Annotated in this window: 11 protein-coding genes; 5 read left to right on the forward strand and 6 right to left on the reverse strand. The window is 72.5% G+C overall.

Annotated features, from left to right (window positions below; genetic code table 11):
- Positions 1 to 33: 33 nt before the first annotated feature.
- The 3 genes from OG730_RS20250 (at position 34) to OG730_RS20260 (ending at position 4,047) form a co-directional block, all read left to right on the forward strand.
- Positions 34 to 2,259 carry a SpoIIE family protein phosphatase gene (locus tag OG730_RS20250; RefSeq protein WP_327305554.1) on the forward strand — a complete coding sequence of 742 codons (2,226 nt, stop codon included), beginning with the start codon at positions 34 to 36 and terminating at the stop codon, positions 2,257 to 2,259.
- An 88-nt stretch (positions 2,260 to 2,347) separates the two neighbouring features.
- Positions 2,348 to 2,926, forward strand: coding sequence for a hypothetical protein (locus tag OG730_RS20255; RefSeq protein ID WP_327305555.1), 579 nt, complete (start codon positions 2,348 to 2,350; stop codon positions 2,924 to 2,926).
- 83 nt (positions 2,927 to 3,009) lie between these two features.
- Entirely contained in the window at positions 3,010 to 4,047 is a 1,038-nt protein-coding gene (locus tag OG730_RS20260; protein ID WP_327305556.1) for an AI-2E family transporter, read from the forward strand.
- 13 nt (positions 4,048 to 4,060) lie between these two features.
- Here OG730_RS20260 and OG730_RS20265 read toward each other — a convergent pair whose 3' ends face one another.
- Positions 4,061 to 5,458 carry an APC family permease gene (locus OG730_RS20265; RefSeq protein WP_327309343.1) on the reverse strand — a complete coding sequence of 466 codons (1,398 nt, stop codon included), beginning with the start codon at positions 5,456 to 5,458 and terminating at the stop codon, positions 4,061 to 4,063.
- A 106-nt stretch (positions 5,459 to 5,564) separates the two neighbouring features.
- Positions 5,565 to 6,209 (reverse strand): TetR/AcrR family transcriptional regulator, encoded by a 645-nt coding sequence (locus OG730_RS20270; protein WP_327305557.1) that lies wholly within the window; start codon positions 6,207 to 6,209, stop codon positions 5,565 to 5,567.
- Between the two features lie 125 nt (positions 6,210 to 6,334).
- Here OG730_RS20270 and OG730_RS20275 point away from each other — a divergent pair, with 125 nt between their 5' ends.
- Both OG730_RS20275 and OG730_RS20280 read left to right on the forward strand, forming a co-directional pair.
- A complete protein-coding gene (locus OG730_RS20275) occupies positions 6,335 to 7,210 on the forward strand; it encodes an NAD(P)-dependent oxidoreductase (protein WP_327305558.1) in 876 nt (291 codons plus the stop codon).
- 68 nt (positions 7,211 to 7,278) lie between these two features.
- Complete coding sequence (locus OG730_RS20280) at positions 7,279 to 7,950, forward strand: phosphotransferase (RefSeq protein ID WP_327305559.1); 672 nt, start codon at positions 7,279 to 7,281, stop codon at positions 7,948 to 7,950.
- A gap of 250 nt (positions 7,951 to 8,200) precedes the next feature.
- On the opposite strand, the gene OG730_RS20285 is transcribed toward OG730_RS20280, so the two are convergent.
- Genes OG730_RS20285 through OG730_RS20300 form a run of 4 tightly spaced genes read right to left on the reverse strand, consistent with a single transcriptional unit; the run spans position 8,201 to position 12,564 of the window.
- Complete coding sequence (locus OG730_RS20285; protein ID WP_327305560.1) at positions 8,201 to 8,980, reverse strand: hypothetical protein; 780 nt, start codon at positions 8,978 to 8,980, stop codon at positions 8,201 to 8,203.
- A 52-nt stretch (positions 8,981 to 9,032) separates the two neighbouring features.
- A complete protein-coding gene (locus OG730_RS20290) occupies positions 9,033 to 10,295 on the reverse strand; it encodes an ABC transporter permease (RefSeq protein ID WP_442814965.1) in 1,263 nt (420 codons plus the stop codon).
- The gene (locus tag OG730_RS20295; RefSeq protein WP_442815204.1) at positions 10,292 to 10,996 is read right to left on the reverse strand and encodes an ABC transporter ATP-binding protein; all 705 of its coding nucleotides are present in this window, start codon (positions 10,994 to 10,996) and stop codon (positions 10,292 to 10,294) included. Before OG730_RS20295 ends, OG730_RS20290 begins: the two co-directional genes overlap by 4 nt.
- A gap of 53 nt (positions 10,997 to 11,049) precedes the next feature.
- A complete protein-coding gene (locus OG730_RS20300; RefSeq protein ID WP_327305561.1) occupies positions 11,050 to 12,564 on the reverse strand; it encodes a peptidoglycan-binding protein in 1,515 nt (504 codons plus the stop codon).
- Between the last annotated feature and the right edge of the window lie 251 nt (positions 12,565 to 12,815).

The following is a 12,815-nucleotide window of genomic DNA, read 5'->3' on the forward strand; positions in this document are numbered from 1 at the left end:
CACGTCGGGCGGATGACCTGTAAAGATGACCGAGTGCGCACAGAGGACGTCCTGGCCGCCATCGCGACCGGTTTGTGGCGATGGGACAACGCCTCCGGGACGGTCACCCTCGACGGCGAGGCCGCCCGGCTGCTCGGGCTGCCCGCCGAGCCCGTCGCGCTGCCCGAGGTCGCCGTGCGCTCGCGCTTCCACCCGGTGGACTGGAACGAGATCAACGGCATCGTGAACCTCGCGGTCGCCGAGGGCACCCTCGCCGAGGCCCGGCTGCGGATCATGGACGAGGACGGGCGCGTGCTGCGCACCGTACGGAGCCGCTCGAAGCCGCTGGAGAACCGGGGCGCGGACGGCCGCGTCGACTACGAGCTGATCGGCACCATCCAGGAGATAGCCGAGGCCCAGCCCGGCACCACGGCCGCGCACACCCCCATCACCGGCGACTGGCGCCGCTCGCGCGAGGCGTTCCTGCTGGACGCCGGGCGGGCGCTGGCCGAGGCCCGGTCCACCGCCGAGGTCCTGCGGGTGGCGGCCTCGCTGTCCATGCCCGGGTTCATCCCCGACGGGCTGGCCGTCTTCGGCGTGTCCGGCGACCGGCTGTCGATCATCGGGCACCACGGGCACGATCCCGGGGACGAGGGCCCCTTCGCGGACATGCCGCTGCTGACCGACTACCCGGCCGCGGAGGTCGTCCGTACCGGCCGGGCGATCTACCTCCCCAGCCCCGAGGACTACAAGCGGCGCTTTCCGGCCACCTGGCCGCTCGCCCAGCGCTTCGACAGGATCTCCTGGGCCTTCCTGCCGCTGATCGTCGCGGGGCGCACCATGGGCGCCTGGATGGCCGCCTTCAAGCACCCGGTGTCCTTCTCCCCCGACGAGCGCTCCGTCCTGACGACGGTGGCCCGGATGCTCGCGCAGGCACTCCAGCGCGCCGGGGTGGCCGAATCCGAGCGGGAGCTCACCACCGGCCTCCAGCGGTCGATGATGCCGCAGCTCGGCCCCGAGATCCCCGGGATGACCCTCGCCGCGCGCTACGTGCCGACCGGCGGCGGGCTCCAGGTCGGCGGCGACTGGTACGACATGATCCCGCTGCCCTCGGGACGGTTCGCGCTGGTCATCGGCGATGTCCAGGGGCACGACGTCCGGGCGGCCGGTCTCATGGGCCAGCTGCGGATCGCGGTGCGCGCGTACGCCTCCGAGGGCCACCGGCCCGACGCGGTGCTCTCGCGCGCCTCCCGGTTCCTGGCGGGCCTGTGCTCGGAGCAGGAGGACACCGGGCCGGACCCGGGCCGCCCGGGCCCGGGCTCGGGCAGCGGTGCCGGGGACTCCGACTTCCAGAGCCCGCGCTTCGCGACCTGCCTGTACGTGGAGTGCGATCCGGCGACCGGACTGCTGGAGGTGGCCCGCGCCGGGCACCCCGACCCGGCGGTGCGGATGGCCGACGGCACCGTCCTGATGCGGCCCACGGCGGGCGGGCTGCCGCTCGGCATCGTGCCGGACACCGACTACCCGACGACCCGGTTCACCCTGGAACCCGGCGAGACGATGATGCTCTGCACCGACGGGCTCATCGAGACGGGCGGGCACGACCTCGACACCGGCTGGGCGCGGCTGCGGGCGATCCTGGAGTCGCAGACCCCCGACCCCGGGACGCATGGTTCTCAGGACATGGAGCCCCGCCACCTGGAACGGCTGGCCGACCTGCTGGTCCAGGCGGTGCACGGCCCGTCCTCGCACCACACCACGGGCCCGCTGGCCGACCGGCGCGAGGACGACATCGCCGTCGTCCTGCTCTGCCGGGAGGGCGAGGGCTGCGGCTGCGAGACCCCGCTGCTGCACCCGTCGCGGCCGGCCCGGCGCACCATGACGACGGTCGCCCAGGCGGAGCCGGAGCGGGTCGCGGGGGTCCGCCACCAGATCCGGGAGCTGCTGCACGACTGGGCGGACCCGGAGCAGGTCGACTCGGCGGTGCTGATGGTCTCCGAGATGCTGACGAACGTACTGGTCCACACGGACGGGGACGCGCTGCTGATCGCCGAGGCGGTGGGCGAACTCGGCTCGCGCCGGCTGCGGGTGGAGGTGGCGGACGCCTCCGACGAGCTGCCGCACAAGCGGCACCCGGGAGAGATGGCGTCGAGCGGGCGGGGCGTCCTGCTGCTGGAGATGCTGGCGGACGACTGGGGCGTCGACCCGCGCGGCGAGGGCAAGTCCACGTGGTTCGTGCTCCTCGAACAGTCGAAGCCCGACGAGCCGGAGACGGCTTAGGCCGTCTCTTTCGGATCTTGCCGGGCCCGCGACGCCTGGCACGAACAGCTCGTCCATCGGGCTCTTCTTCCCCGACAAGGACAAGACCGTGCAGGTGAGCGCCCTGTTCGACCGTGCCCAGATCCCGGCCGGCACCACCTCGCCGAAGGTGGAGATCCAGCACTCGGTGGACGGCAAGACCGGCTGGACCACCCGCAAGAGCCTCAACGCCCCCACCGACGCGGGCAGCAACACCTCGGTGAACATCGACACGAAGCTGCCCTACCCGGGCGCCGGCCACATCCGCCTGCTCGCCGCGGGCACGCCGGCCGTCCACGGCTCGGTCACCCCCGCCGTCAAGGTCGCCCGGGTCATGACCGCCATCCCGGACCTCAACGCCTCGCCGGAACCGGTCAAGAAGGGGCGGACCCTCACCGTCACCGGCAAGCTGACCCAGTCCCTCCCGGCCTGGCAGCCCTTCCCCCAGCAGACCGTCCACTACTCCTTCCGCCCGGCCGGAAGCACCACTTGGAAGCTGATGGGCCACTCCACGACGGGCGCCGGCGGCACCTTCACCAAGACGTTCACCGCGGGCGCGACCGGCTCCTGGACCGCCCGCTACGAGCAGCCCGAAGTCACCCACTTCGCCGCCTCCAGCCGCGTCGACGAGGTCGTCGTCACCCCGTAGCACCCGCGCCCCCGCCTGGCCCCCGGCCGCGCTCCCCGGCGGGGCGCGCCCGGGGGCGGCTTTTGCCCGTGTTTGTATGAGCCGTGCCGACAACTCCCCTGCTGCCCGAGCCCGTACGCCGCCTCGCCGCCTGGTGCGTCGTCGTCCTCCTCGCCACCGCCGTCCTCGCGCTCGTCGTATGGCTGTGCGCCGTCTTCCGGACGGTGGTCACGCCCGTACTGCTCGCCGTGCTCGGCACCGCCCTGCTCGGGCCGATGCACCGGTGGCTGGTCCACAGGAAGGTCAACCGCTCGCTCGCCGCGGCCCTCACCTGCCTGACCGTGGCCGCCGTGGTCGGCGGGGCCGGCTACATCGTGGTCCTCGCGCTCATCGAGACCGGCGACCAGATCATCGACTCCCTGCGGAAGGCCGGCACGGACCTCGCGAAGCACTTCGGGGCGCTCGGCACCTCCCTGGAGGACGTGGCGAAGAACTCCAAGGACCTGCTCACCAAGTTCGGCGGCACGGCCGCCTCGGGCGTGGTCACCGGGCTCAGCGTCGTCGCGACGATGCTCGCGACGGCCCTGCTGGCCATGGTGCTGATCTTCTTCTTCCTCCGCGACTCCGACCGCGCCGTGGGCACCCTGCGCTCGATGGTGCCCCACCGCTCGGGCGACCTCATGGAGGCGATGGGGCGGCGCGCGTACGGGGCCGTCGAGGGCTTCATGCGCGGGACCACCTTCGTGGCCCTGGTAGACGCCGTACTGATCGGCGCCGGCCTGCTGATCCTCCAGGTCCCCGGGGCCGTGGGGCTGGCCGCCCTGGTGTTCGTGACCGCCTACATCCCCTACCTCGGCGCCTTCCTCTCCGGCGCCGTGGCCGTCCTCGTCGCCCTCGCCGACCGCGGCTGGGTGATCGGCCTGTGGGCGCTGGGCGTGGTGCTGGCGGTCCAGATGATCGAGGGCTACATCCTCCAGCCCATGGTGCAGAGCCGCACCGTGCAGATGCACCCGGCGGTGGTGATGCTCTCGATCACGGCCGGCGCGAGCGTCGCCGGCATCCTCGGCATGCTGCTGGCCGTCCCCCTGACCGCGGCCTTCTTCGGGGTGGTCTCGGAACTGAAGTCCCGCTACGCGCCCTAGGCCTGATCCCAGGTCAGCCGGTGAAGGAGTCCGCCTCTCCCGGCTCGGTCTCCAGGGCCTGGCGGTCGAACCTCAGCATGCCGAGGTAGAACAGACCGCCGATCAGGAGGAGGCCCACCACGATCACCACGGAGACGAAGGCCTCCTTCGGGGCCACCAGGACGAACAGCGCGATGAGCGTCCACAGCAGTGCGCAGACGGCGACCGGCAGTTCGAAGCGTCCCAGGTCGAAGGCGCCCTTCCTGCGGCTCAGACGTCCGCGCACCGTCAGGTAGAGCACGATGGTCGCGCCGTAGGTGACCGCGGGGAGGATGGTCGAGGCCGTGATCAGCTCCAGCAGCGCGGCTCCCGGCAGCGCGACCATCAAGGCGACGCCCAGGGCGAAGACCAGCACGGTCGCCGGGATCGGCGTCCTCGTACGCGGGTTGACCCGTCGCATCAGCCGGTGGGCGGGGAAGCGCGCGTCGCGCGACATCGCGAAGACGAGCCGCGAGCACGAGACCATCACCACGATCCCGGCGCCGAAGAACGCGATGGTGATCGCGACCAGCAGCGTCCTCTCCATCACCGGACCGAGCTGGTCGCGCATGATCGCCGCGACCGGTGAGTCCTCGGCGCTGACGCGGGGGATGTCCTCGATCGCGATGGTGAGCGTGATCAGGAACAGCATGCCCAGAACCCCGGCCGCCACGACCGACCCCACGATCGCGCGCGGAACGGTGCGGAACGGATCCTTGGCCTCCTCGGCCAGGTTCGCCGCGGAGTCGAAGCCGACGAGGGTCGCCAGCCCCATGATCATCGCGAGCATCAGCCCGCCGCCGACCGAGAAATAGCCGGGGGCGTGCTCGACGACACCGCGCGAGGTGAGGTTGCCGACCGAGCCGTCGCCCGTGACGGCCACGGCGATGACGAGCCCGATCGCCACCACCACGACGAGGGCCAGTTCGAGCCCCACCGCGACCGTGTTGATCAGACTGACGAGACGCGTGGAAGCCACGGCCAGCACGGTCTGGACGAGCAGCACCACCAGGGTGATCAGGCGCGCGGTGCCCTCGTCCGGCGCGATGCCGGCGAGCGGCATGAACGCCTGGCTGGCGAGCGCGTTGTCGACGGCCACCACGCCGATCGCCAGGTAGCAGAAGGTCAGCCACCCGAACCACCAGCCGATCTTCGGGCTGGCCAGCCGTGAGGCCCACTGGTACGAGGAACCGCTGAGCGGGATGCGGGCCGCGAACTGGGCGACCACCAGCGCCACCAGGGTCTGTCCCACCGCGGCGACGATCCACAGCCAGATCCCCACCGGCCCGGCGGTCAGCAGGACCTCGTCGAAGGTCGCGAAGATGCCGACCGCCACCGAGATGAACGCGAACGAGATCGCGAACACCTGGAAGGAGCCGAGGGTCCGCTTCAGCTCCTGCCGGTAGCCGCCGGCCTCGACGGATCCCGCATCACCCTGCGCATCGGACGATCTCCTGCCGGGCGTACGTGCCGCGGGCGCCCGCCGAAGGTCCTGATGATCAGTCCGATCGCCCCTGCGCGGTGCCGGCGTCGGTGGCGTAGGAGGAAACCAGGCGCGAGAGGTGGCGGCCCGCCAGGAGGAGGGGGGTGCGGCTGCGGGTGACCTGGGAGGTCATCTCGGCACCCTCCAGGGTGTTGATCACGGTGACGGCCAGCTCGCGCGCCTCCGCCTCCGGGTGGCCGCAGGCCAGGAGCTTCGCGGCGACGAGCTCCTGCCAGTTCGCGAAGGCCCGGGCGCAGGCCGCCTGGAGTTCCGGCAGCCGGCCGACCGATTCCAGGGCCGTGGGCGTCACCGGGCAGCCGTCGCGCCAGTCGGATGCCTCGAGCGCCTCGGCGAGCAGTTCCGCGACGCCCTCGACCGCGCGCGCCGGGTCCGCGTGGGCGGACAGCCCGAAGCGCAGGCCCTCGGCGAACTCCTCGTCGCCGAAGTGGATCGCGGCGACCGCGAGCTCCTGCTTGCCTCCGGGGAAGAAGTGGTACAGCGAGCCGAGGGTGGCCTCCGCCTCGCGGACCAGCTGCTTGATCGGCGTGTTCTCGTACCCGCCGTGCTGGAGGAGGCGCGAGGCCGTGCGGACCAGCCGCTCCCGCGTCCCGGGTCCGTCCGCCTTCGCCGTCGCCGTCGCCTTCGCCTCTGCTGCTGCCATGAACGGAACGATACCCCGGGATCTAGATAGAGCGTTCGCTCTAGTGCGTGCTACGTTCGTTCCGAGCGCTGGATAGAGCGTTCGTTCTAGAGAACCGCAGGCATCGACCCGAGGAGAGCTCTGCCATGAACCAGGTCCCGAACCAGGTCACCGTCGTCGGCCTCGGCCCCATGGGCCGGGCCATGGCCGCCGCCTATCTGGACGCCGGGTACGAGGTCACCGTCTGGAACCGCAGCCCCGGCAAGGACACCGAGCTCGTGGCACGCGGTGCGCGGCGGGCCGGCAGCGCCGCCGAGGCGGTCGCGGCGAGCGGACTGACCGTGCTCAGCCTCATCGACGTGGAGGCCGCCCACACGGCCCTCGCCGATGCCGACCTCCACGGCCGGGTCCTGGCCAACCTGTCCTCCGACGTCCCCGACAAGGCCCGGGCCGCCGCCCGCTGGGCGCAGGAGCGCGGGGCCTCGTACCTCACGGGCGGGGTGAACGTACCGCCGACCGGCATCGGCCAGGAGGGCTCGTCGATGTTCGTCAGCGGCCCCGAGGAGGTCTATGCCGCCCACCGCCCGGCGCTCGACGTCCTGGCCGCCACGGACTACCGGGGCGCCGACGCCGGGTACGCGCAGCTCTACTACCAGCTCAACATGATCATGTTCTGGACCGCGTACACCGGCTGGTACCAGGCACTCGCCGTGGCGCGGGCCAACGGCCTGACGGCCGCGGACATCGTGCCGTACGCCGGCTACACGGCCGACACCATGCGCGGGTTCTACGAGGGCTCCGCGCCGCTGATCGACGCGGAGGCGCACGAGGGCACGTACGCCCGCCTGGCGATGTGCGCGGCGAGCGTCGAGCACATCCTCCACACCGCCGCCGACTCCGGTGTGGACACCGGGATCCTGACCGCACACGCCGACCTCTACCGCCGCGGAATCGCCGCGGGCTTCGGCGCCGACAGCAGCTCCCGGCTGATCGGCCTGCTGCAGGAGGCGGCAGCGAGGTGAACTAGTGCCTAGTCAGGCCACGTTCAACCTGTTGGCTAGGTCCGGGTCGTCCATGCAGACTGCACCGAATGGAGTTGATCGCACAGGGCCGGGATGCTGATGTCTATGCCCTGGATGAGTCCAGGGTGCTGCGGCGATACCGGCATGGGGGGCCCACCGGTCTGGAGTCACGCTTGATGACGCACCTTGCGGCATGTGGGTATCCGGTGCCGCGGGTGTACGAGATCACCGAGACCGACATGGTTCTTGAGAGGCTTGCCGGGCCGACGATGCTGGACGAGCTGGCCCGGCGCCCGTGGCGGGTGGGGTCTCTCGGCCGGGAGCTGGGCCGCCTGCACGACCGGCTGCATGCGCTGCCGGCACCGGAGTGGCTGCCCAAGCGGTTCAGCACGGCGGACGGCGACCGCGTGCTGCATCTGGACCTGCATCCGGGCAACGTCATTCTGACCCGGCGGGGCCCGGTAGTGATCGACTGGTGCAATGCGGGCGCTGGTGATCCGGCTGCCGATGTGGCGATGACCGTGGTGATCGTGCGCGGTGCGGACGTGCCGGGACTCGCCGCCCGCCTCGGGCGGGGGCTGTTGCTACGCGGTATGCGCAGCGGCTGCCGGACCGACCCGGCGGGACGGATGCAGGAAGCGGTCCGGGCGAAGCTGGATGACCCGAATCTGACGCCCACGGAGGCGGCGTGGTTGCGGCGGCATGCCGGCGTCGGCAAAGGTCATGGTGTGGGCAGGTGACACGGCACTCGCCGCCTGACGGCCGGGCGCGCCAGGCCGCCGTGTCCTGCTGGGGCTCGGGGATGTCCACCCCGTGTCCGTGGACTTCTGGGAGCTTCTCGCCGAAGCCGCGCGGGAGAGACCGCGGACGTTCGCCTGGCCCCCCTGCAGCCCGAGCAGTGGCGGCACCTGAAGCCCGGTGACGTGATCCTCATGCACGAAGCCCGGCCCGTCGCCGGCATCGCAGAGATCATCGAGGTCCTGCCGCCCCTCAACCTTGATCGTGTCCTTGATCCGGGAAAGGCAGCCTGAAGGCGGCGGGGACTTCCAGGTCCTCGAGGGGGTGCCAGGTGTTGCCGGCCTGGGCCGTGAGCACGATCAGGGCCGCCACGAAGACGAGGGAGGCCAGGACGAAGGAGCCCCCGACGACGTCGGGGTCGGCGGGGGCGACGGCGCGCAGGAGGAAGAAGGTGTGGACGGCGGGGGCCGCCGCGCCGATGCCGTAGGTCCACAGGGCCGCGTGATGACCGAAGGGGCTCATGTGCAGGCGGGTCGCCGGCGCGAGGGCGAAGAGCTCGTCGAGGTGGGCACGGACGGCGGCCTGGAAGGTCGGAACGCTGCCGTCGACGCTCAGGCGCGTCCCGTCCTCGTCCGACGTGTACCGGCGCAGCGCGTGGAACGCCGCCGCGGTGACGGGGTGGGGCGGCTCGGCGGCGCCCTCCCCCGCTTCTAGGGCGTTATCGCCGCCGCCGTCGCCGTCATCGCCGTCGCCGCTGTCGTCGCCGCCACGGAGTAGACCGTCCTCACGCAGCAAGCGCAGCGCCACCGCGGCCGCCCGGCAGGAGTTGCGCGTCAGCCTGTCTGGCTGGAAGTCCCTCGCGCACAACGGCGCGGCGGCGCCCAGCAGTTCCGCGTGGTAGGCGTCGAGTACCGGCAGGGCCCGTACCTGCCGGACCATCCGGGCCTCCACCGACCGGCGCCACAGCCGGATCAGGCCGAGCGCGATGTTCACCGCCGCCAGCGAGACCAGACAGGTCGTCAGTAACCCCATGGAGACGACGATCGGCGACGGGCGCGCGGCCCGCAAGAGCCCGGGGTCGCCCTCAGCGGCGCAGGGCCTCCGCCGGCTGGATGCGCGCGGCGCGCCATGCGGGGTAGAGGCCCGCGACGAGGCCCGTCAGCAGGCCGATGACCGGCGCAGCCGCCGCCGTGGCGGGGTGGACCACCGGGGTCCAGTCGCGGATCACGGCGACGCCCACCACGGTCAGGACGCCCAGGGAGGTTCCGACGAGGCCGCCCAGCGCGCCGAGCGCGCCCGACTCCGCCAGGAACTGCACGGTGATGTGGCGCCCGCGCGCGCCCAGGGCCCGGCGCAGGCCGATCTCCCCCGTGCGCTCCAGTACGGCGACCAGGGTGGTGTTGGCGATGCCGACGGCGCCGATCACCAGGCAGATGGAGGCCAGCAGGAGGAACAGCCGGTTCAGGTCGTCGCCGACCTGGCCCCGCAGCATCTTGGGGTCGGGCGGCGGAACGGCCTTGAAGTACTCGGGATGGTCGGGGCGCAGCGCCGTAGGGGCCTCGTGGCCGATCTGTGCGGCCGCGCCGATCCTGGTCGCGATCAGCATCTTCGCCCCGCCGGGGTCGGGCTCGCCCCAGATCCGTTCCGCCGTGGTGCGGGGCACGACGACCGACATCAGCAGGTCGGCCTTGCGGTCCGTGTCGGCGACGATGCCGATGACGGTGAAGGGCCGGCCGCCGATGAAGATCGCCGGGTTCGTCTCCAGCGTGGTGATGCCGAGCCGGTCGGCGACCCCCGTGCCGATGACGGCCACCGGCGCCTCGTTCTCCGAGGCGTAGGCGTCGTAGAGCCTTCCCTCGGCCAGGCGCGCACCCGCCGCGGCGAGCACCCCGGGCGAGGCGGCCACGACGTCGGTCGCGCCGCCCTGCGCACCTCGGTCCCCGACCACGGCGGAGGTGCTCACGGTCTCGTCGGACGACAGCCGCACCGGCCAGAACACCCCGGCGTGTTCGACCCCGTTGAGGCTCTCGATCCGTTCGTCGGCGTCCTTCGGGAAGGCGGGTCCGGCGAACTCGTTCTGCTCGTGGGCGATGTCCTCGACGTTCACCTCGGTCGCGCTGAGGGCGTTGAACCGGGTGTCGATCTGTGAAGAGGTGGTGGCGGTCAGCCCGAGGATCGCCACGAACGTGCCGACGCCGAGCACCGTCCCGAGGCCGGTCAGCGCCGAGCGGCCGGGCCGCTGGAGCATCCCGGCGAGGGATTCGGAGAGCACGTCGCGCCAGCCGAACACGGAGGGCCGGATGCGGCTGTCCCGCCGCGCGCGCCGCGCGCGCCGCACACGCCTCACCTGGCCACCTCCGACGCGGCCGGGTCCGAGACGCTCAGGACTCCGTCCCGGATCGTCACCGTGCGCTTGGCGCGGGCGGCGACGAGCGGATCGTGGGTGATCACCAGGACCGTCATGCCGTCCGCGTGCAGCCTCTCCAACAGGGCCAGCACCGCATCGGCGTTGGCCGTGTCGAGGTTGCCGGTCGGTTCGTCGCACAGCAGCAGGGAGGGCCGGGTCACCAGCGCGCGGGCGATGGCCACCCGCTGCCGTTCCCCGCCGGACAGCCGCGTGGGCAGCGAGTCGACGCGGTGGCCGAGTCCCACTTGCTCCAGCGCGTGCCGGGCCCGGGTACGCCGCTCCCGGCGCGGGGTGCCGTCGTAGACCAGGGCGAGCATGACGTTCTCCAACGCGCTGCGCTGGGGCAGCAGATGGAAGGACTGGAACACGAACCCGATGCGCAGCCCGCGCAGCGCGGTCCGGTCGGCGTCCCGGAGCGTGCCGGTGTCGATGCCGTCCAGGAGGTACGTTCCGCCGGTGGGCGCGTCCAGCAGTCCCACGATGTTGAGGAAGGTGGACTTCCCCGAACCCGACGGACCGACGACGGCGACGAACTCGCCCCGCCCGACGGTCAGATCACAGGCCTTGAGGGCGGCCACGGGAGGCGGCCCGGGATAGGTCAGCCCGATCCCGCGGAACTCGATGACCGGCTCGGGCTCAATGACCGGCCCAGGCTCGATGACCGGCCCGGAATCGGACTCCGTCACGCTCACGGTCACGGGGAGGCCTTCTCGCGGGCGACTCCGGTGATCACCCGGTCGCCCCCCGCCAGCGTGCCGTCCGCCACCGGGGTGACGGCCACGAAGCCGTCCCCGGCCGTGCCGGCGCGTATCTCCACCCGGCGCCGCACCCCGCTCGCCTCCAGCACGGTCACGGTGGTCCGGCCGTCGGCCCCGGAGCTGATCGCGGTGATCGGCACGACGAGCGCCTTGCCCTCCGTCGAGGCCGCGGTGACGGTGACCCGTACGTCCTGGCCGGTCAGTTCCGCCTTCAGGGGCGCGCCGGGGGTGATCTCCACGAGCCACCCGGTCTTCCCCTGGCCACCCGGCGCGGGCGCGTCCGCGCCGGGCTGCGCCGGTCCGGGCGCGGAGCCGGGCTCGGAGCGCTTGTCGGAGACGAGCGTGACCTGCCCCGTCGCGGACAGGCCGCTCAACTCGGAGTAGATCTCGGCCGCGCGTCCCGCCTGGATGAGGTCCTTCTGGTGCTCGGGGACGTACGCCTGCACCACCAGCTTGCCCGCGGACAGCGTCATCGCGGTGCCGGTCGCCTCGGCGCCCACCTTCGCGACCACCGAGTCCACCCGGGCGGGGAAGCTCTGCAGGAACACCACTTCGGCCGCGGGCAGTTTGGGCCCGGCGGCCGCTTCGGCGGCGGCGAGCTTCTTCTTCGCCTCGGCCAGGTCCTCCTGCGCCCTGCGCACGGCCTTCCCGCCGTCACCGGCGGCCGGGCGTACGGGTTCCACTGCTTCGGTGCTCGGCGCGGTGCTCGGCTTGCCACTCGGTGTGGCGCCGGGCTTCGCCCCCGGCTTCGCCCCAGGCCTCTCCCCCGGCTTCGAGGCCTCCGCCTGCGCGCTACGGGCGTCCTCCAGCGCCCGCTGGGCGGCGGTGACCTGGCTCCGGGCCTCCGCGACCGGGTCGCCCTCGGCGGCGTTCGCGGATACCGGGCTGTAGCCGACGGCCTTGTAGAAGGAGTTGAGCGCAGCCTTCGTACCGGCCCCGAAACTACCCGCGGCGTCGGGTCCCGACGAGTGACCGAGCGCCTTCAGTGCCCTCTGCAGCTGGGCGATGTCGTCGCCGGTGGCACCCGGGCTCAGGTCGCGGTAGACGGGCAGGCTGCCCTCCAGGACGAACACGGGCCGCCCGGAGACCTCCATCAGGACCTGCCCGGGTTTCACGGTGTCCCCCGGCCGGACCCGCAGCTTGGTGATGACGGGACGCGCTGCGCCCACCCCGGCGGTCACCTGGGGAATCACCTCGACCGTCTGACCCGCGACGACCTGGCCACGGGTGATGACGGACGAGGTGAGCACCCGGTGCTCCACCGCCGCGGTCAGCACATCGGCCCGGGGCGCGGCGGCGTCCGCGGCGACCTGCGCCGGCGACTTCACGAGCAGCGCCGCCCCCAGCCCGCCGAGCGTGGCGATCACGGCCCCCACGGCCACGGCGGCCAGCCACCGCCTCCGTCCGGCCGTACCGCTCGCCGCATCCACCGTCTCAGCGGTCACGGCCATCTCAGCTGTCTCGGCCGTCTCAGCTATCTCAGCCGTCTCGGCCGCATCAGCCGTCTCGGCCGCATCAGGTATGTCCGACTGCGGCACAGCCGCGCATCCGGGCACGGCCCGACGAACGAGCATGGAGACTCCGATGAGCGTGAGCGGGATGGACTGCCCCGGGCGTCGCTCCGGCGTCGCCCGGCGGCACCACCGGAGGCGGACCGGGGCATGGGCCTGCCGGCGCTTTTCCGGGCCGAGCGCCCAAAGAA

It is taken from the genome of Streptomyces sp. NBC_01298, assembly GCF_035978755.1.
Lineage (GTDB): Bacteria > Actinomycetota > Actinomycetes > Streptomycetales > Streptomycetaceae > Streptomyces.